The sequence below is a fragment of the Spiroplasma endosymbiont of Lonchoptera lutea genome (genome assembly GCF_964019715.1).
Lineage (GTDB): Bacteria > Bacillota_I > Bacilli_A > Mycoplasmatales > Nriv7 > Nriv7.
On sequence record NZ_OZ026463.1, the window covers coordinates 411,633 to 432,081 of the forward strand.

Genomic DNA, 20,449 nt, shown 5'->3' on the forward strand with positions numbered 1-20,449 from the left:
TAATTATTACCCTTGATATTTTTATTATTTTATCATGCCAAATTGTAAAGTTAAGTGCAACTAAATTATTTTTCTAACCAAATATTCGATTGGCGAAAGATAATTTAGTATTTTTCTTGGTCTTTGGTTTAAAGACAATATAAATTTATGAACTGCATTTTTAGTAGTGTTTGAAAAATTAAATTTTTTAGGAAATTTTTCTCTAATTAAACCATTAGTATTTTCATTAGTACCTCTTTGTCAAGGTGAATATGCATCAGCAAAATAAATTTTCACATTTAAATTTTTTTCAAGTTGTTGTCAATTAGCAAATTCTTTACCCCTATCAAATGTTATAGTCTTAACAAGATTATTTGGAAGAATTGATAAATAATGACTAATATTTTTGTTAATAACTTTAGTAGTTCTATTTTCAACTAATATTGCTAAAGTAAATCTTGATGTTCTTTCAACTAAAGTTATTAAACATGATTTACTTTTACCTCGTGATGATACTACAGTATCACCTTCTCAATGGCCAAGAGTTATGCGATTATTAACATTTCGTTCTTTAATGGATTTACCATTAAATTTACCTCGATTTTCTTGAGATTTTCGTTTCTTATCTTTTCTTCTTAAATTTTTACTAGTAACCTTTTCAAGTAATCCAGAATAAATTCAATTGTAAATTGTTTTAAAACTAATAATTCATTCTTGATGAAAATTTTTAATTCTGCCATAAATTTGTTCAGGCGATCAACCTAATAATAATTTTTGTTGTACATATTTTACTAATTCTCTATTTTTAAATTTATGAAAATAAACATGTAATTGTTTTCTATTTTCTGCTTTATTTTGTGCAATTAATGAAAAATAATGATTATTATCTTTATTTCTATTAACTTCTCGATTAATAGTACTAATACTTCGATTAAGATTTTTAGCTATTTCACTAATTTTTACTTTAAATTTCAATTGATTCTCAATATAAATTCTTTCATCTATGCCAAGATGTTTGTATCCCATATAAAAACTCCTTAAATTTACTTTTTCTAAAATAAACTTAGCATCATGAAATTTTTATATGAAATCTTTTGCAATTTTATTTACTTGCACTTACAAGTATAATTCAGCATATAAAAAAGAAATATTTTCAATAAAATTTCATATTTAAAACACAAATCCTAATGATGCTACGTCTGTTAATAACAACGAATAATAACTAATATTTGTTATTAACAACAACCAGCAAATAATCAAAATGATTGTCGGAAATATTTTTAAACTCATATTAACTGCAAAATAATTTCATAATATTTATTTAATTTACTATCCTGTAAATATTTCTCTAAAGTTGGTCACCGAACTTCAATGGGTAAAGAAGATAATAAAATATTCACAATGTCATTAATAATGCGTCGCTCTAACTTTAAAATACCTTGCAAAAAAGACACAGTAATATCTTCAATATAAACTTTAGCAATGTCTTGCGAAAATGGTTCTAATTCAATAGTAATATCATTGTAAATAACTTGTAATAATTTTTTTGCTGCCAAAGGCTGAAAATAATACAACGGCACTTGATAATAAAAAATGATGTCCACTAAGCGCTGTTTATTAATTTTTTGTTCATTTTTACTAATACTAATCTTTTTTGGCAAAATATTTCTTAGCAACGGCAAGTTATTTTTGACTAAAAAATTAATCTCAATACTTGATTTAGTAATAATATTTGGTTGTGGTTTTATGATATTAATATCAGCATTAATAAAAAAATGCGATAATAAAAATCCCATTAAAAAAATAAGAATACTTATTATAATAGCAAAAATAATAATTTTAGTTTTCTTCATTTTTTCACCCGTAATTAAATTACTTATAAAACAATGAATTTCCTTTAAAATATTTATTAATAACTAAGATAAAATGTCTTGTAATTTTTTTTGCAATTGTTTATATAATTCTTCATACTGTTCATATTTATGCTTTTCAGCATTAACTTTTGCAATTGGTGCCTTATTTAAAAACTGTTCATTATTTAATATTGTTTTACTTCGTTCTAACTCATAATGAATATCTTGTAACTGTTTTTGAATAAATAATTCTTGTTCTTTTTTATTAATTGTCATATCTAAAAAAACATCAATTGTTCCATCAATTAAAGGAAGCGCGATTGTTTGTCCTAAATGAGATATTTTCTTATTAATAGTTGTCATTTGACTATTAGTTAACTTTTCCAAAAAACCATTAATTTCCTGAGCATACTTCTGATAATCTTGATTATCAGAATTTAAATTAAAATTCAAAGCAATGTGATGTTTAATATTTCTTGTTGCCCGTAATTCTCTAATAACTGTTGTAATATTAATAACATTAACTAAATAATTTACGGGAGCAATATTTTCTAAAACTATCGGATATTTTTCTTCCATAATTGATTTTTCATTATTAAACATCTTTTGATAAATTTCTTCAGTTACAAAAGGAATTAAAGGATGCAATAAAATAATAATTTGCTTTAAAAGATAAAATAAGACTTGAATTGATGCCACTTTAGTTTTAGGATTTTGTAAATTACTTTTTGATAACTCAATATATCAAGAGCAAAAATCATCTCAAACAAAATTAAAAAGATATTTACCGCTAACAACAAATTCATATTTTTCCATATTTGCTTGCACTTTTTCAAGAACAAAATTAAAATTATTTAAAATTCAATAATCAACAGCTTCTAATTGTAAATCCAAAATATTATTCACTGGCTTAAAATCATCGGCTAAATTTAAAAGCACATATCGGCTCGCATTTCAAAGTTTATTAATAAAATTTCACGAAGAACGAACTTTAGTAATACTAAATCGTAAATCTTGCCCCGGAGTACTATTAGTTAATAAAAAAAATCGTAAACTATCAGCACCATACTCAGTAATAATATCCATTGGATCAATCCCATTACCCAAAGATTTTGACATTTTTCTTCCTTGTTCATCACGAATTAAACCATGAATTAATACCGCTTTGAAAGGTTTTTTATTAACTAAATATAATGATTCAAAAATCATCCGACTAATTCAAAAGAAAATAATATCATAACCAGTAACTAACAAGGAATTTGGCAAATATTTTTCAAAAAATAATTTATCATTATTTTGTTGCGCAAATATTAAAGGTCACAAAGCACTAGAAAATCAAGTATCTAAAATATCACTATCTTGTACTCATTCTTCTTTATTAGGTGGCGTTATGGCCACAATAATTTCCTTAGTATCTTGATGATATCATACTGGCAATTGATGACCCCATCACAATTGTCGGGAGATACATCAATCCTGAATATTTTCCAACCATTGATCTAAAATATTTGCAAATCTTGATGGATAAAACAAAATCGCATCAGCACTATTTTGTAATTTTAAAGCTCTGTTTACTAATGGCTGCATTTTAACAAACCATTGTTCTGATAAATATGGTTCAATAATAGCATCACTGCGTTCTGAATATCCTACTTGATGAACAAAATCAGCAATTTTAACAACTAAATTTTGTTTTTCTAAATCACCTATTAACTGTTGTCGACAAACAAAACGGTCTAATCCCTCATATTGTAAAGCTGTGGCATTCATTATGCCACCAGAATCCATACAAATAATTAAATCCAAATTATGTCTTTTAGCAATTTGATAATCATTAAAATCATGAGCAGGCGTACATTTCATTATTCCTGTTCCAAGTTCCATTACAATGTATTCATCAGCAATTATCGGAATTCTTTGTTTATTAACCGGATTAATAACTTCTTTATGAAGATACTTTTGATAACGAACATCATTAGGATGAAAAACTAAGGCTTGATCAGCAAACATCGTTTCTGGTCTTGTTGTGGCAATTGTAATCATTTCATCACTATCTACTAAGGGATAATTAAGATAATACATTTTACCTTGAACTTCTTTATAAGTTACTTCCATATTTGATAACGCTGTTTTTAATTGTGGGTCTCAATTAATAATTTTTTTGCCACGATAAATTAAACCATCATTATATAATTTAACAAATGTTTCATTAACTAATTGATTAACATCACTATCTAAAGTAAACTTCTCATAACGATAATCTAATGCTAATCCTAATTTTGCTCATTGCTCACGAATTATCTGAGCATATTCATCCTTTCACGAATTAACTTTAGTAATAAACTGATTACGAGAAAAACTAGTAATCCGTTTTTTCTCTTCATCTCATATTCTTTCAGCAACTTTTACTTGGGTAGCAATTCCCGCATGATCCATTCCTGGAAATCAAGTAACACCATAACCAGTTAAAATTTTATAACGCGCCATAACATCTTGTAAAGTATTATTCCAAGCATGACCCAAATGTAATTTACCAGTAATATTAGGTGGAGGCAAAATCATACTAAAAACAGGTTTATTATTAATATTATCAGCACTAAATAATCGTTTTTCTAGTCAATAATCATACTTACCATTTTCTACTTCAAAATGCTCATATTTTTTACTTAATGATTTCATTAATTCTCTCCTACTTATTTTCAATAATTATATCAAACATTAAGAAATATAAAAAATGATACTTAATTAATCTAATATTTAATCTTTTTTCAACGATAATATAATGAATTTAAAACAACAGTAAGATCAGAAAATGCCATCGCCGCGGCTGCAAAAATTGCAAATTCAAAATTAGGAATTGATATTCAAAATCAACCAGATAACATTGCTACTGGTAAGGCAATAAGGTTATAACCAAATGCTCACATAAAATTAGTTTAAATAACCCTTCTTGTTTGCTTCGTTAACACAATCGCTTTATAAATATTTAAAACATCAGGTTTAATGATAATAATATCACTAAGATTAACTGCGATTTCCGCTCCTGTTCCCATCGCAATTGATAAATCAGCTTGTTGTAAAGCAACACTATCATTAACACCATCACCAACAAATGCCACTTTTTTACCTTGTTTTTGCAATTTCTTAATAATATTAGCTTTATCTAATGGTTGAATATTAGCAAAGTAATGCTCAATACCAATAGCAGTAGCAACTCCTCTAGTAATAACTTCATTATCACCACTAATCATATAAACTTCAATACCTTCTTGCTTCAACTTAGCAACCGTTTTAATCGCATTTAACTTAATCTGATCCTCTAACACAAATAAAGTTACAATAACTTTATCAATTGCTAACCCCAATACCAATTGATTAATTTCTTTGCTTTTTTCAACAATTCTTTGTAAAGGAACTGCTAAAACAAATTTTTTTTCTAATAATTTAGTAACCGAAGAAATCGTAACTCGCTGTTTATTACATAACCCTTGAATGCCAAAACCAATAGTTTCTTTCACATCCGTCAAGGATACTTTACTAATATTATATGCTTCTTGGTATGCTTTAAAAGCAGTAGCAATTGGATGCGCTGACATATTTTCTAAACTCACAGCAAAAGTAATATGCTTTTCTTCGCCATAAATAGCCTTAATACTTAATTTGCCATCAGTAACAGTTCCGGTTTTATCAAAAGCAACAATATCAATTTGATTAATTTTTTCAAAAGCATGAACTTTATTAAAAATAATTCCTTCTTGGGTTGACTTTGCAATTCCCACAGTTATTGCTAAAGGTGTTGCTAATCCCAAAGCACAAGGACAAGCAATAATTAATGTTGAAATTGCAGTTTTAATAGCAATACCATAAGGATCAGACATAATAAATGATAAATCAAATAACGGTAAAATAAAAGCATAAACTAAAAAAACTAATAATGCTAACCCTAAAACAAAAGGAACAAAAATCGCCGCAATCTTATCAGCAATCTTTTGTAAATTGGTTTTTTGTTGTTGCAATTGTTCTACTTTATTAATAATACTTGCTAATATCGTTTCATTACCAATTTTTGTTGCTCGCATTATAAAAGCTTCACCTGCATTAGCAGAACCACCAATTAATAATTCACCAGTCAATTTTTTTACAATTTGACTTTCATCTGTAATTAATGAATCATTAATATATGCTAACTCGCCTATTAAAACACCATCAGTAGGAATTTTATCACCCTTTTTAACTAATAACTGATCATCAATTTTAATATCAATAGCAGCAATTGTTGCATATTTATTATTTTCTTTAAAAATAGTCGCCTCTTTTACTTGCAACGACATTAAATCTTGTAAGCCATCAATCGCACGATTACGAACTATTTGCGATATTGCATCGCCGACTAAAACAAAAGCTATAATTGAAGCCCCAATCTCAAAATACATATGTTGAAATTTATTATCAATCATCATATAATTCATTAATTGTTGATGACTAATTCCTTGAAATAAACCAATAATATGTTGCTTACCATATGGTGAATATTGCAACATCAAAACAATTAAATAAATACTATAGATAAATGCCACCAAAGACGACAAAATGATTAATGAATACATGCCGACTCGTCGTTGTTGAAACAATTCTTGATATCAGGCTTTATAAAAATTAAATCCTAAAATAAACTGGACAATACTCGCAAGCATTAATTGAATAATTGGATTACCAAAATATACTGCCAATGGATTTACTTTACCCATTGATATTCACATCGGAATAACTAATAAAATAGCAAAAACTGAGCGTAAAATTTCTTTGATTTTAAATCAATGATGTTGTTTATCAGTATGTGTTAAATGCATCTGATGACAAAGATTACTATTTGACTTGATCTTTCTTAATTTCATTATAACTCTACCTCTAAACTTAGTTTTTAAATATATTCAGTAATTTTTTCAAGAACAGCATCATAACCCATTTTACTAATACTTGATGTTTTAATAATGTCAATATCATTAATAATCAGCAATGTTTCTTTAATTATTTTTTCTTGCTTGTTAATATCATTTTTCTTTAGTTTATCTAACTTCGTAGTAACAATGAGAATATTAATATTTCGTTCTCGTAAAAAATTAAACATTAATAAATCATCCGCATTAGGAGTTCGTCTTAAATCTAATAATAAGATTGCTAACTTTAAATTTTTTCGCTCTAATAAATAAGTATCCATCATTTTAACAAATTGTTTTTTAATACTCTTACTTATTTTTGCAAAACCATAACCGGGGCAATCAACAAAACGAAATTCATTATTATTAATAGCAAAAAAATTAAGCATTTGTGTTTTACCAGGCGAACTAGACACCTTTGCTAATTGTTTATTGTTACATAAAGAATTAATAAATGTTGATTTTCCAACATTACTTCGTCCTAATAACAATACTTCACTAATCTCATCATCAATTCATTGTTCCTTATTAATAGCACCTTTAAGAAACACACTCTTAGTAATTTTCATTGTTTTCACCACTTTTATTTTCTAAAACTAAAAATGAAATAATTTTTAATTTTATTAAAATTTTACCTTGTGCTTAAAATTTTATCGTATAGAATAAAAATATGCAACTATTTAGTTTGTAAGGGTCGCGTTTAGTTTTCTTAGGTATTTTTAAAAAAAGAAAAAATAATCATTTACTATAAATTATTTCAATATGCAAATTAAGTATATATTTCTTATGTATGATTTTTTTTGTAAAAAATTATTTTAATGTTGTTTTTATAAGCATTTTAGTGAGTTTTTATAACCTTTTATTAAGATTATGTTTGTTAATATTAAATATTTTGTTTTATTACTTATTTTTTAGATAAAATGATAATTAAATTGTGATTACTTTTTTTTCAAAATTATTTAAACCTTTTCCTACCTAACAAAACTTTACGCGTCCGTTTGAGTAGTATTTGATTTTCATTAGTTTTAAATATATATGGATGTAATAAAATTAAGGAAAATCAAATTTACAATTTTAAAGAACAAGAACAATATCAAGCTAATATGCAAAGAGCCTTAAATAAATATACCACAGCACAAGAAATTATTGGGAGTATTGAACTTAATCTCGGAAGTTTAAGCAAAACTGCTACTGATTTAAAACCACTTATTAATAAACAATTCAATAATATTATTAAACAACAAGTTGGTTCTTTAAAAATTAAGTCTTTAAAACTTAGTAATTATCACAAGGCATTAGTACAAGACAATGACTTCACTGGTAACATTAAATATGAACATCAAGAAATGTGAAAACCAGAATTTTTTCATCCAGAAATGTTATTTGTATTTTACAGTGACATTACCTTACAATCAACAATATTTCCTAACTTAACTTTTAAAAGACAGCCTTCTGGTATTAATAGTATTTGTCAGATAATTACTACACATTATAGTTGCGACTATAACTGATACTTTCATATTAAATATCAGTAATCCAAACTGAAAGCAGGAATTAAAATGAAACAAGCAATGTTTTTAATACCAATATTAGCAATAACCCCCAATCTATGAAACAATTTAAATAATAACAACTATTCACAAATTCAAGAACCTATCCTTACAAAAGATGATGTTAAAGTATATTATCAAAATAAAGAATTATCTCCTAATAGCGAATATTGAGATACTAAAGGATGATTAAACAATGAAGAAAGTAATCAATTAACTTTTAAATTTAAGAAACACTTAAATATTAATTTGGAGCAAGCAGCCAAATATATTAAACCAATTGATAGCGCCCAAGCATCATTTAATGAATGATCGCCCATAACAAAAACTACGGAAACAATCCGATTAGATTACCTGAATTGTAAATATAAATGGGACAGTTTTTTAAAATAATTGTATTAAATCTATTGGTCTTTTATTAAGATAATGATTTTCTGGGTGTAGAATTAATTTGAAATGCTATAGAATTTAAGTCTTTTTGTTTATATGAAGATAAATCAGTAGGTTTTGGTAAATATCTTCTTAAAATACCATTATTGTTCTCATTTAAACCTCTTTGACAAGGTTTGCCGGCATCTGCAAAATAAATTTTAACATTACAATTTTTTTCAATTAATTTTCATTTACTAAATTTTTTACCACGATCAAAAGTAATAGTTTTAATTGTTCCTGGTATTAATTTTGAAATAAATTTTATTATACTTTGTGTAATACTTTCTGCTTTATGATTTTTAGTTTTCAAAGGAATTGTGGTTTTTGATCATATATCAGCTAAAGTAATAATAGAACTTTTATGATCTTTACCAACGATAGTATCTCCCTCTAAATGGCCAAATTCTTGTATATTTTTAATATTTGGAATGATTAAATTTCTTTCATGAATAGATTTACAATTATTAATTCTGCCCCTAGTTTCTTTTTGTTTATGAGGTTTATTTTTGCCTTTTCTCAATAAATTTTTTTCATCAAAACCCATTCGATTTGTTTTAAACATGTTATATAAAGTTTTTGTTGAAATATTTTTTATTTTATTTTTCTTTAAAAAATCAGCAATTATATCAAGAGCATAATTTTTAGTAATTAACAAATGATTGATAGTATTAATTTCTGTTAAAGTTAAAATTATTAATTTTCTACCTGCATTTTGTTTATTTTTTTGAACTTGATTCAATATTTCTAATGGTAATAAGTTTTGATTTAATAATTTACAAACTCTGTGTACAGTTGATTTACTATAATCAATTGCTTTTGCTATTTTACGAATAGAAAATCCATAACTTTTATATTCTTTTATTGCTATTATTGATTCAATAGTCAGATACTTATACATTGTGCTAATTCCTTTCTTTTCTTAATTATAGAATTAACACAATTTGTTTTTTATATGCCAAATTGTAAAGTTAAGTGCAACTAAATTATTTTTCTAACCAAATATTCGATTGGCGAAAGATAATTTAGTATTTTTCTTGGTCTTTGGTTTAAAGACAATATAAATTTATGAACTGCATTTTTAGTAGTGTTTGAAAAATTAAATTTTTTAGGAAATTTTTCTCTAATTAAACCATTAGTATTTTCATTAGTACCTCTTTGTCAAGGTGAATATGCATCAGCAAAATAAATTTTCACATTTAAATTTTTTTCAAGTTGTTGTCAATTAGCAAATTCTTTACCCCTATCAAATGTTATAGTCTTAACAAGATTATTTGGAAGAATTGATAAATAATGACTAATATTTTTGTTAATAACTTTAGTAGTTCTATTTTCAACTAATATTGCTAAAGTAAATCTTGATGTTCTTTCAACTAAAGTTATTAAACATGATTTACTTTTACCTCGTGATGATACTACAGTATCACCTTCTCAATGGCCAAGAGTTATGCGATTATTAACATTTCGTTCTTTAATGGATTTACCATTAAATTTACCCCGATTTTCTTGAGATTTTCGTTTCGTACCTTTTCTTCTTAAATTTTTACTAGTAACCTTTTCAAGTAATCCAGAATAAATTCAATTATAAATTGTTTTAAAACTAATAATTCATTCTTGATGAAAATTTTTAATTCTGCCATAAATTTGTTCAGGCGATCAACCTAATAATAATTTTTGTTGTACATATTTTACTAATTCTCTATTTTTAAATTTATGAAACCTGAAATGTAAAATTAAAAAGGACACTTATATAAAAAACAAATTGTGTTAATTCTATAATTAAGAAAAGAAAGGAATTAGCACAATGTATAAGTATCTGACTATTGAATCAATAATAGCAATAAAAGAATATAAAAGTTATGGATTTTCTATTCGTAAAATAGCAAAAGCAATTGATTATAGTAAATCAACTGTACACAGAGTTTGTAAATTATTAAATCAAAACTTATTACCATTAGAAATATTGAATCAAGTTCAAAAAAATAAACAAAATGCAGGTAGAAAATTAATAATTTTAACTTTAACAGAAATTAATACTATCAATCATTTGTTAATTACTAAAAATTATGCTCTTGATATAATTGCTGATTTTTTAAAGAAAAATAAAATAAAAAATATTTCAACAAAAACTTTATATAACATGTTTAAAACAAATCGAATGGGTTTTGATGAAAAAAATTTATTGAGAAAAGGCAAAAATAAACCTCATAAACAAAAAGAAACTAGGGGCAGAATTAATAATTGTAAATCTATTCATGAAAGAAATTTAATCATTCCAAATATTAAAAATATACAAGAATTTGGCCATTTAGAGGGAGATACTATCGTTGGTAAAGATCATAAAAGTTCTATTATTACTTTAGCTGATATATGATCAAAAACCACAATTCCTTTGAAAACTAAAAATCATAAAGCAGAAAGTATTACACAAAGTATAATAAAATTTATTTCAAAATTAATACCAGGAACAATTAAAACTATTACTTTTGATCGTGGTAAAGAATTTAGTAAATGAAAATTAATTGAAAAAAATTGTAATGTTAAAATTTATTTTGCAGATGCCGGCAAACCTTGTCAAAGAGGTTTAAATGAGAACAATAATGGTATTTTAAGAAGATATTTACCAAAATCTACTGATTTATCTTCATATAAACAAAAAGACTTAAATTCTATAGCATTTCAAATTAATTCTACACCCAGAAAATCATTATCTTATAAAAGACCAATAGATTTAATACAATTATTTTAAAAAACTGTCCCATTTATATTTACAATTCAGGAAAATAAACATGTAATTGTTTTCTATTTTCTGCTTTATTTTGTGCAATTAATGAAAAATAATGATTATTATCTTTATTTGTATTAACTTCTCGATTAATAGTACTAATACTTCGATTAAGATTTTTAGCTATTTCACTAATTTTTACTTTAAATTTCAATTGATTCTCAATATAAATTCTTTCATCTATGCCAAGATGTTTGTATCCCATATAAAAACTCCTTAAATTTACTTTTTCTAAAATAAACTTAGCATCATGAAATTTTTATATGAAATCTTTTGCAATTTTATTTACTTGCACTTACAAGTATAATTCAGCATATAAGTGTCCTTTTTAATTTTACATTTCAGGTTATCAAAAAGGTAATGCTTTTTGCTCTAATCATTACTTAACTTTTAATAGCACCGTAGATAAATATCCCATATTAAATAAAGAAAAAAGTGATTTTCTATATTATACTAATGGCAATGAAATGATACCAAGATTTCGTAATAACTCCATAACAAAACAACTATGATGAAACGAAATAAAATTTTTATTTATTACCAAGTTAGTTTTCACACCTTATCTAGAAAGTAAAAGCGATTGAACACAACAACAAGCTGATAAATGAATAGCAATGTATAAAGAATACGCTCAATATATTTTTGCTGGTAAACCTGTAATGAATTCACCAATGGATTTAGTTAACCCTTGTGCCTTTAAATTAGATAAAACAAATCAAAATAATGAATTTATCTTAACAATAAATCCTAAAACATATAACCCATGAGGTAATGAAAAAAAATCGACAACACTACCGCATTGAGGATTTAGTTTTGGGATTACATCCAAATATAATGGTTCAATGACCGATTTAATTTATCAAGGACGCACCATACTAACTAATATTAGTGATGCTAATTTATCTTCGGAAATTTTAAAATACTTACTTTCAAAAAGATAATCGTGACAAAAAGAATTTCTAATTCTTAACTAAGGATTAGAAATTCTTTATCTTTTAAACTTACTAAAATCTGGCATTCTTCCTGATTTAATTTGTTTTGCCATTGCATCAACACTTTTTTTAGCTTTTTCAAATTGATTTATTAAATTATTAAATTCTTTTTCATTTCGTCCCGAACCTTTAATAATCCGATTTTTTCTTTTTAAATGTTTTAAAAGTCGTGGATCTCTTCGTTCTTTTTTAGTCATTGAATCTAATAATGCTCTTGTAACTAATAGTTTACTTTCAGCACCTTCAATTTTGGCATCACTAAGATTATTAACCCCAGGCATCATTTTAATTATTCCTGAAAGTTTACCCATCTTTGACATTTGTTTCATTTGATTAGCTAAATCATCTAAATCAAATTGTCCCATCATCATTCGATTCATTGTTTTCTGAATTGATCTTTCATCAACAACATCTTGAGCTTTTTCAAATAAACTTTGAACATCGCCCATCCCTAAAATTCGGTCAGCCATTCTTTCAGGATAAAAAATATCTAATGCTTCAACCTTTTCTCCTGTACCAGCAAACATAATCGGAATTTTAGTTAAATGACTAATAGAAAGTGCCGCTCCACCACGAGCATCACCATCTAATTTAGAAAGAATTGTTCCTGTTAAATTAAGATATTGATGAAATCGTTCAGTAACATTAATTATTTCTTGTCCTGTCATCGCATCAACAACAATAAGAATTTCTTGGGGATTAATATTTTGTTTTAAATTAGATAATTCATCCATTAATACGCTATCAATATGCAATCTTCCTGCTGTATCAACAATAACAACATCAAACTTATTTTCCATTGCATAATTAAGAGCATTGTTAGCAATTTTAACAACATCTTTTTCATTATCCAATGAAAATACAGGAATGTCTAATTGCTTACCTAACGATTTTAACTGCTCAATGGCGGCTGGCCGATACACATCACAAGCAACTAACAAAGAATTCTTATGATACTTTTTTCGTAATAAATTTGCTAACTTAGCTGTTGTGGTTGTTTTTCCACTTCCTTGTAACCCCACCATCATAATAACTGTTGGTCGTTTATTAAGATTCAATAAATGTTCTTTATGTCCCATAATACGAATTAACTCATTATGAACAATTTTAATTAACATTTGTTCAGGTTTTAAACCTTCAAGAATAAACTCTCCCTTTGCAAGATCACGAACATTATTAACAAATTCTTTTACCACATTAAAATTAACATCAGCCTCTAATAAAGCAAGTTTAATTTCACTTAAAGTAGCTTCCATATTTTGTTCTGTTAAAGTTGATGTCTTAATATTTTTCTTAATAGCTTTAGTAATACGATTCGCCAAAAAATCAGTAAACATTTTTATACCCCATTTATTTATAAATTTTAACTTCGCTAATAATTATATCATATGTAATAAGAAATTTATAGATATCGTAGAAAAGAGAGAATTTATATTCTCTCTTTTCTGCTCTTTAAATTATGAATTATTTCTAGGTTTTGTTTTAACTAAAAAATTAATCTTTTTATCACTATCAGAAATAATATCACGAGAATTTTTTTCTCTTAATTGAAATAATACCGTAACTTGCCCAAAACTTTTACCAGCAGCCGTTATTACTTTATCATTTCAATCGCTTTCATTAGGAACGATTAATAATTCATAATTGCCTTTATAAATATCTTTTGTTTTATTTTGTAAATAATTTATAAACTCAGACATAGTTGCAAGAGGTTCATTAATCATTGTTTTATTTTCAGGAAATATCCTTCCAAGTTCTGAATGAATATAATCTTTTATTTCTTCACCTGTTGAAGCCAAGACCTTAACAGTAATAGTTTTTGTTTCTAAAATTTCACAATTATGAATTGCTTGAATTTTAACTTGGACATCATAATCACTAATATAAACTTTTTTTCAATCTAAAACTTCATATTTTATCTTAACACCAACTGGTGGCATTTCCGTAACTAAATTTCTAACTACTTGTTCAATATCTTGCTCATTTTTATAAGCACGAGTTTCAGCAATACTATTAAACTTATTTAAATAGTTACTTACTTCGTTTTTAATTTTTTCACTACAAGTAATCGCCTTAACTTTAAGCTTAACTTCACCAACCTCAGTAGTATTATTCATTGCTTTAACAACAACTTCTAAGTCAACATTTGATAATTCACTAGTAGCGACTAAATCTCAATGCAAAACTTTACTAACAATTGTAATTCCTTTTGGCGGTGAAACATCAACTAATTCTTTAATGGCTTCCATAACTTCATCTTCATTATGATAATATTTAGGCACATCAATATTTTTAAACTTACTTAAATAAGATTTAATCGCACTTTTTAATTCCTTAACTTTCACATTAACTTGAATAGTATTAATTTCTTTACCATCCTTTATTGCTTTAACAATAACTACGGCATCAAAACTTCCAGATACATAGGGGTCTTTTCAATTTAACACTTCATATTCTATCGTAATATTATTAGGAACTACAGCAACAACGGAATTTTTTACAGCTTCAATCACTTCTTCTTTACTAAAATAACAATTTTCTTCAAGAATATCTTTAAAATTATCCAAATAATTCTTAATCGGTTCAAATAAACCCCATACCTTAACAACAATATCCTTCCTGAATTGTAAATATAAATGGGACAGTTTTTTAAAATAATTGTATTAAATCTATTGGTCTTTTATAAGATAATGTGGATTGGCAACCCTTTTTAGGACACTTTTTATGTAGACTGGTATTTTCTAAATTCAACGGGAGTTAAATAATTTAAACTGCCATGAATTCGAATATTGTTATATCAATTAACAAAATCAAATAGTTCGCATTTTAGTTGTGTTAAGTTTGCAAATTTTTTACCGTTAATAAATTCGGTTTTAAAGGTTTTGTAAGTTGCTTCAGCAACAGCATTATCATATGGGCATCCTTTGGAGCTTAATGATCTTTTAATTTTAAAGGTTATTAAAATTTCATCAATAATTTTATTTTTAAACTCATTACCACGATCAGTATGAAATAAAGTTATTTTATTTAATGGTCATGTTATCTTGTGAAAAGCTTGTTGAACTAATTCAGCAGTTTTATTTGGTCCAGCACTATAGCCAATTACTTCGCGATTAAACAAGTCAATTAATAAACAAATATAATGTCATTTAGTGCCAACTTGAACATATGTTAAATCACTAACAACAACTTCATTTGGTTTTTTGTCATTAAATTGACGATTTAAAACATTATTAATTTCGTCATTATTAACTGTTTTTTTATGATTACAATATTTTAACTTGGTGTATTTAGAAACCAAATTATTTTTGATCATAATGAATCGGATTTTTCGTCGTGATAAAATGATATTTTTTCTTATTAAAACAGCTTTAATTTTACGAGCACCATAAATCTTGCGACTTTTATTAAATGCACTGATAACTTCTTGTTCATAATTATTAACATCAAACTTGGTGCATTTATTAGTTTGATAATAATATGTTGATTTTAGTAAACCTAAAATCTTACATATTTTCCTCACTGAATATTTATTTTTGTTGTTATTAATTATTGTTATTTTTTCCCGATTATCAGTGCTGCTTGCTTTAAAATGTCATTTTCCATTCGTAATTGTTGGTTTTCTTTTCGCAAGTAAATTAATTCATTTTCTTCGACAGTGCGATTATCTTTTGCTTTAAATGACCCAGAATTATTATAATTTTTAATTCAACTATAAATAGTTGGTTTTGGTAAATTATATTCTTTCCCTAAATTAATAACACTTTTGTCATTTTTGTATAGCATTACAATTTGTTTTTTAAATTCTTCAGAGTATGAGGTTTTATTTCCCATTTTTATATTCCTTCTTTCTTAATAATTTTGAAGTCTATATAATTATGGTCCAACTTATTGTAGCCTATCCATTTTTTATTGTAAAATGAAACAAATTGCTATAGCTAATAGGGTGTTATCTATCAACTGGTAAACTTCTTTTGGTTATGGCGACCACCCACAATTTATCGTGCTTTAATACATACCAACATTATTAATTCACTTGTATTTAATTTTCAAAGAACAAAATTTTAACACCTCATAAAATAAAAAGACAATCATTGCTGACTGCCTTAATACTTATTCAAATCTTTACCTACCTAACAAAACTTTATGCGCACAAAACTTTATGCGCCCTAAATGTGGCTGTGTAAAAAATTATTTGTTTTAATAATTAATATTTGATAATATAACTACATAAGATTACTTTAGATTTTTCTATTAAATTTACTAAAAAACAGAGAAAGGTTAATTTAGGATGCTAAAATTTTTGCAGTTTTTCTTCATACCTATTATTATTTCAATAAATTCAAATAACTTCAATAAATTAATAAATAAAAGTGAATATATTGACTTTAAAATTGAAGAAAAAACTGTTTTTCAATATTTAATCAATCTTTTCAATCGCAATGAAAAAATTCAAATTTATAACTATAATGATTCTAACTATGACTATCAAAAAACTATTGAAGATAATCTAAAAAAACAAATTAATTAATATGCTGAATTATACTTGCACTTACAAGTATAATTCAGCATCTAAATAGTAAATAAATAGTAATTTATTAAAAAATAAAGGGAGAGAATATTTATGAATGAAAAAATTAGTGCGGAAATAACAAAACGCATCAATGAATATATTAAATTTGATGTTTTATTAAAAAATGAAAGATTTTCAATTATGAAAAGTTACCAATGCTTGTCAAGAAGTAAAACAATATGCCTATATTAATCTTTTGTGTGCTCAAATTAATAAACGGTTTAAAAATGATTCTGCTACCAATCAATCAATTGAAAACTTAATTCGGTTAACTAAACTTAATGATGTTGTTGGGTTTAAAGTAGCGTATCAAAAATTAACAAATTATAATTTTGAAGCCGTTGCTATTAAAAGTCTTAAAGAGCACTATATGCATTTTATGTTTGATAATGAATATGGAATATATTTTCAATTTAAAAATTATAATTTTAATAGTTTTATTGACTTTATGCAAATAAGAGAAAATAATCATCGTTTATTTTCAGAACCAAAGGTAGGACAAAGAGCTGTGCCCGATGAATTAGATAAAGGTATGGGCAAAAACGAACAATGTACGATAGTTAAACGCCAAGCGCCACCTGTGCCCCCAAAACCAGCAATGAAACCATTAAATATGTTAGATAGTGATGAACTTCGTAATACGATTGTTAATGATTCTAAACAACCAAATGCGCAACGAAATAATTGAAATCCTTATGATAAAGTTGCTACAGTATTGACCAAAAATAAAGAAGGAATTGCTACTAAGCGTCAGGCGCCACCTGTGCCTGTAAAGCCAGCAATGAAACCAGTAAATTGACAAGCAAAAAATGAACAAGGAGCAAAGTCTAATTTAGAAATGGACGATTTGAAAATGACTCTTAATCGGGAAATAGAACAAGTGGTCGCAAAAAGAAATGAGTGCAATCTTTATCAAGATGAGTTTGATAGTAATGGGAATTTTAGAACATTAGACAATGGAAATAAAGAATATGGTAATTCGCAATTAGCAAGTATATTAAATCCTGTGGTTGAAGAATTTAAACAAAAATATAACATTGGGAATTGTAAAACTTTAGATGAAAAGCCAGACGATGAATTATACTGCCCTGTAATTGTTAAAAATAAAATTTTATAACTAAGAAATCATAGTAGCTAAGGTAATTTTAAATTACCTTAGCTTTTTACTTTTTATTAAGCGTAATAGTTTGTTATTAGATTTTATGTTAAAATTAAAAACAGAATAGAAATTATCGTGAGGTGAAACAATGGAGCAGTATTTAAGTTTATGTCGTCAGATATTAGAAAAAGGTCAAAATAAACCTAATCGTACCCTTATTGATACAATTAGTTTTTTTGGTTATCAAATGCGGTTTGATTTACAAAAAGGGTTTCCACTATTAACAACAAAAAAAGTATATTTAAAAGCTGTTATTTATGAATTATTATGATTTATTAAAGGTGATACTAATATTAGAACATTAGTTCAAAATAATGTTAATATTTGAAATGAGTGACCGTATAAAAAATATCAAAATTCACCTGATTTTAAAGGTGAGCAATTACAAGATTTTATTTCTAAAATTAAAAATGATGAGCAATTTGCTAAAAAATATGGTGATTTAGGTCCAGTTTATGGTAAACAATGGCGAAATTTTAATGGTATGGATCAATTAAAAAATTTAGAAAAGCAATTAAAAGATAATCCTCATTCACGAAGACATATTTTATCTAGTTGAAATCCTGAGGAAATTGAAGAAATGGCATTACCGCCTTGTCATACATTATTTCAATTTTATGTTAGTGCTGACAATAAATTATCTTGTCAGTTATATCAAAGAAGTGCTGATGTATTTTTAGGTGTTCCTTTTAATATTGCTAGTTATGCTTTATTAACTTATATGCTAGCATCTGTTTGTGGGTATGAAGTTGGTGATTTTGTGCATACAATTGGTGATGCGCATATTTATACTAATCATTTAGAACAAATAAATGAACAATTAACAAGACCTCCAAAAAAATTAGGCAAATTAATAATTAATCGTTCAGTAACTTCAATTTTTGATTTTAAATATGAAGATTTTTCATTATTAGATTATGAATCGCATCCGGCGATAAAAGGACAAGTGGCAGTTTAATTATGGTAATTTTGGTATGAGCAATGGATAAGAATGGTGTTATTGGTAAAGATAATAAATTGCCGTGGTGTTTAAATCAAGAATTACAATATTTTAAAGAAATTACTATCGGAAAAACAATTTTAATGGGAAGAAAAACTTTTGCTAGTTTAAAAGTTAAACCTTTATCACAAAGAAAAACTATTGTTGTTAGTTGAAATCCTAATTATGAATTTAATCATCCTGATGTAATTGTGAGTAATGATTTAGAAGGGATTTTAAAACAATATGAGCATAGTGGTGATGACTTATATGTTTGTGGGGGGGCTTTGATTTATCAAATCGCAATCCCCTATGCCAACAAATTATTTGTTTCACTTATTAATGATTTATATGGAGGCGATACTTATTTTCCAGAAATTGATTTCCATCAATTTAAAGAAATTAGTAAGAAACAATATGATAAATTTGTTGGATTAATTTATGAAAGGAAAGTTACTAATGAATAAATGAAGAGTAATAATTACATTGCCATATTTGCTACAAACTTTAAGAAAAGCAAAAAAAATGACAAAGAAAGTGCTTCGTGATCCTAATTCAGTATCAGAAGAATATCGTTATAAATGATTGCAAAAGCGAGCGCGATATTTTGCATGGTTATATAATGTTAAAGTTTATCCCCAAGGATTAGAAAATTGAGTTAATAATAAGGGATGTGTGATGATTGCCAATCATCAATCAAATTTTGATGCTTTATTATTACTTTTAATTAATGATTTTAGTAAATTTGCTCCCTTAGCATTCATTGCTAAGCAAGAATTACAAGAACATAAAATATTTAAACGCTTTGTACAATTAATTGATGTGTTATTTTTAGATCGTAATAATCCAAGGCAAGCATTAGAAGTTTTTAGTGATGCGAAAATGTTAATTCGTGTCCCACGAACAATGGTTATTTTTCCAGAAGGAACGAGAAGTAATAGTTCAACAGTACAAGAATTTAAGCCAGCAGCACTTAGAATTGCGTATCAAGCATATGTTCCAATTATTCCGGTTGCTATTATTAATTCGTATGAAGTTTTTAATAAAAAATCTCAAGGAAAGAAAAAAATTTATCTTGTGATTCAAAAACCATTAGACCCTGCTAATTTTATTAATATTACTACTGATAATTTAGCAAGAAATATGCAAAGTAATATTCAAAAAATCATTAATAATTTTAATTTAAAAAATAAGGATGAAAAAAAATAATGTG

The 20,449-nt window shown here is 26.0% G+C and carries 21 protein-coding genes; 9 read left to right on the forward strand and 12 right to left on the reverse strand.

The features are described from left to right. Positions 1-60: 60 nt before the first annotated feature. The 6 genes from AACK97_RS02275 to yihA all read right to left on the reverse strand — a co-directional run bounded on the left by AACK97_RS02275 (position 61) and on the right by yihA (position 7,338). Positions 61-1,005: an IS30 family transposase gene (locus tag AACK97_RS02275; RefSeq protein ID WP_338968474.1), complete on the reverse strand. Its 945-nt coding sequence runs from the start codon at positions 1,003-1,005 to the stop codon at positions 61-63. Positions 1,006-1,259: 254 nt separating this feature from the next. Then, a complete protein-coding gene (locus AACK97_RS02280) occupies positions 1,260-1,832 on the reverse strand; it encodes a hypothetical protein (protein WP_338968477.1) in 573 nt (190 codons plus the stop codon). Between the two features lie 63 nt (positions 1,833-1,895). Further along, positions 1,896-4,514 carry a valine--tRNA ligase gene (locus AACK97_RS02285; protein ID WP_422397239.1) on the reverse strand — a complete coding sequence of 873 codons (2,619 nt, stop codon included), beginning with the start codon at positions 4,512-4,514 and terminating at the stop codon, positions 1,896-1,898. 68 nt (positions 4,515-4,582) lie between these two features. Next, a complete protein-coding gene (locus AACK97_RS02290) occupies positions 4,583-4,759 on the reverse strand; it encodes a hypothetical protein (protein WP_338968480.1) in 177 nt (58 codons plus the stop codon). Positions 4,760-4,768: 9 nt separating this feature from the next. After that, positions 4,769-6,727 carry a cation-translocating P-type ATPase gene (locus AACK97_RS02295; RefSeq protein WP_338968483.1) on the reverse strand — a complete coding sequence of 653 codons (1,959 nt, stop codon included), beginning with the start codon at positions 6,725-6,727 and terminating at the stop codon, positions 4,769-4,771. Between the two features lie 26 nt (positions 6,728-6,753). Next, positions 6,754-7,338 carry a ribosome biogenesis GTP-binding protein YihA/YsxC gene (gene yihA, locus AACK97_RS02300; RefSeq protein WP_338968485.1) on the reverse strand — a complete coding sequence of 195 codons (585 nt, stop codon included), beginning with the start codon at positions 7,336-7,338 and terminating at the stop codon, positions 6,754-6,756. Between the two features lie 363 nt (positions 7,339-7,701). Between yihA and AACK97_RS02305 the strand changes: the two genes are divergently transcribed. Continuing rightward, positions 7,702-8,304 (forward strand): hypothetical protein, encoded by a 603-nt coding sequence (locus AACK97_RS02305; RefSeq protein ID WP_338968488.1) that lies wholly within the window; start codon positions 7,702-7,704, stop codon positions 8,302-8,304. A 24-nt stretch (positions 8,305-8,328) separates the two neighbouring features. After that, positions 8,329-8,712 (forward strand): hypothetical protein, encoded by a 384-nt coding sequence (locus tag AACK97_RS02310; protein ID WP_338968489.1) that lies wholly within the window; start codon positions 8,329-8,331, stop codon positions 8,710-8,712. 25 nt (positions 8,713-8,737) lie between these two features. Here AACK97_RS02310 and AACK97_RS02315 read toward each other — a convergent pair whose 3' ends face one another. Together AACK97_RS02315 and AACK97_RS02320 are read right to left on the reverse strand one after the other, a co-directional pair. Then, positions 8,738-9,649, reverse strand: a complete 912-nt coding sequence (locus tag AACK97_RS02315; RefSeq protein WP_338968492.1) for an IS30 family transposase — start codon at positions 9,647-9,649, stop codon at positions 8,738-8,740. Between the two features lie 80 nt (positions 9,650-9,729). Next, positions 9,730-10,494 carry an IS30 family transposase gene (locus AACK97_RS02320; protein ID WP_338968495.1) on the reverse strand — a complete coding sequence of 255 codons (765 nt, stop codon included), beginning with the start codon at positions 10,492-10,494 and terminating at the stop codon, positions 9,730-9,732. A 58-nt stretch (positions 10,495-10,552) separates the two neighbouring features. Here AACK97_RS02320 and AACK97_RS02325 point away from each other — a divergent pair, with 58 nt between their 5' ends. Continuing rightward, positions 10,553-11,497 (forward strand): IS30 family transposase, encoded by a 945-nt coding sequence (locus AACK97_RS02325; protein WP_338966714.1) that lies wholly within the window; start codon positions 10,553-10,555, stop codon positions 11,495-11,497. A gap of 19 nt (positions 11,498-11,516) precedes the next feature. On the opposite strand, the gene AACK97_RS02330 is transcribed toward AACK97_RS02325, so the two are convergent. After that, on the reverse strand, positions 11,517-11,738 hold the full coding sequence (locus AACK97_RS02330; protein WP_338968498.1) for a helix-turn-helix domain-containing protein: 222 nt from the start codon (positions 11,736-11,738) through the stop codon (positions 11,517-11,519). Between the two features lie 262 nt (positions 11,739-12,000). On the opposite strand from AACK97_RS02330, the gene AACK97_RS02335 reads away from it, so the two are divergent. Further along, positions 12,001-12,474 carry a hypothetical protein gene (locus tag AACK97_RS02335; RefSeq protein WP_338968500.1) on the forward strand — a complete coding sequence of 158 codons (474 nt, stop codon included), beginning with the start codon at positions 12,001-12,003 and terminating at the stop codon, positions 12,472-12,474. Between the two features lie 47 nt (positions 12,475-12,521). On the opposite strand, the gene ffh is transcribed toward AACK97_RS02335, so the two are convergent. The 3 genes from ffh to AACK97_RS02350 all read right to left on the reverse strand — a co-directional run bounded on the left by ffh (position 12,522) and on the right by AACK97_RS02350 (position 16,359). Continuing rightward, complete coding sequence (gene ffh / locus AACK97_RS02340; RefSeq protein WP_338968504.1) at positions 12,522-13,862, reverse strand: signal recognition particle protein; 1,341 nt, start codon at positions 13,860-13,862, stop codon at positions 12,522-12,524. A 120-nt stretch (positions 13,863-13,982) separates the two neighbouring features. Then, positions 13,983-15,092, reverse strand: a complete 1,110-nt coding sequence (locus AACK97_RS02345) for a hypothetical protein (protein WP_338968507.1) — start codon at positions 15,090-15,092, stop codon at positions 13,983-13,985. Between the two features lie 155 nt (positions 15,093-15,247). After that, positions 15,248-16,359, reverse strand: a protein-coding gene (locus AACK97_RS02350; protein WP_338968509.1) for an IS3 family transposase whose coding sequence is annotated in 2 segments (ribosomal slippage) — positions 15,248-16,116 and positions 16,116-16,359 — 1,113 coding nt in all. Because the reading frame shifts where the segments join, the coding sequence is not laid out codon by codon here. 457 nt (positions 16,360-16,816) lie between these two features. Here AACK97_RS02350 and AACK97_RS02355 point away from each other — a divergent pair. The 5 genes from AACK97_RS02355 (at position 16,817) to AACK97_RS02375 (ending at position 20,445) form a co-directional block, all read left to right on the forward strand. Beyond that, positions 16,817-17,056, forward strand: coding sequence for a hypothetical protein (locus AACK97_RS02355; protein WP_338968510.1), 240 nt, complete (start codon positions 16,817-16,819; stop codon positions 17,054-17,056). A gap of 166 nt (positions 17,057-17,222) precedes the next feature. Continuing rightward, positions 17,223-18,215: a hypothetical protein gene (locus tag AACK97_RS02360; protein ID WP_338968512.1), complete on the forward strand. Its 993-nt coding sequence runs from the start codon at positions 17,223-17,225 to the stop codon at positions 18,213-18,215. Positions 18,216-18,345: 130 nt separating this feature from the next. Continuing rightward, positions 18,346-19,215 (forward strand): thymidylate synthase, encoded by an 870-nt coding sequence (thyA, locus tag AACK97_RS02365; RefSeq protein ID WP_338968514.1) that lies wholly within the window; start codon positions 18,346-18,348, stop codon positions 19,213-19,215. Positions 19,216-19,217: 2 nt separating this feature from the next. Beyond that, the gene (locus tag AACK97_RS02370; RefSeq protein ID WP_338968516.1) at positions 19,218-19,703 is read left to right on the forward strand and encodes a dihydrofolate reductase; all 486 of its coding nucleotides are present in this window, start codon (positions 19,218-19,220) and stop codon (positions 19,701-19,703) included. After that, positions 19,696-20,445: a lysophospholipid acyltransferase family protein gene (locus AACK97_RS02375; protein WP_338968518.1), complete on the forward strand. Its 750-nt coding sequence runs from the start codon at positions 19,696-19,698 to the stop codon at positions 20,443-20,445. Before AACK97_RS02370 ends, AACK97_RS02375 begins: the two co-directional genes overlap by 8 nt. Positions 20,446-20,449: the final 4 nt, after the last annotated feature.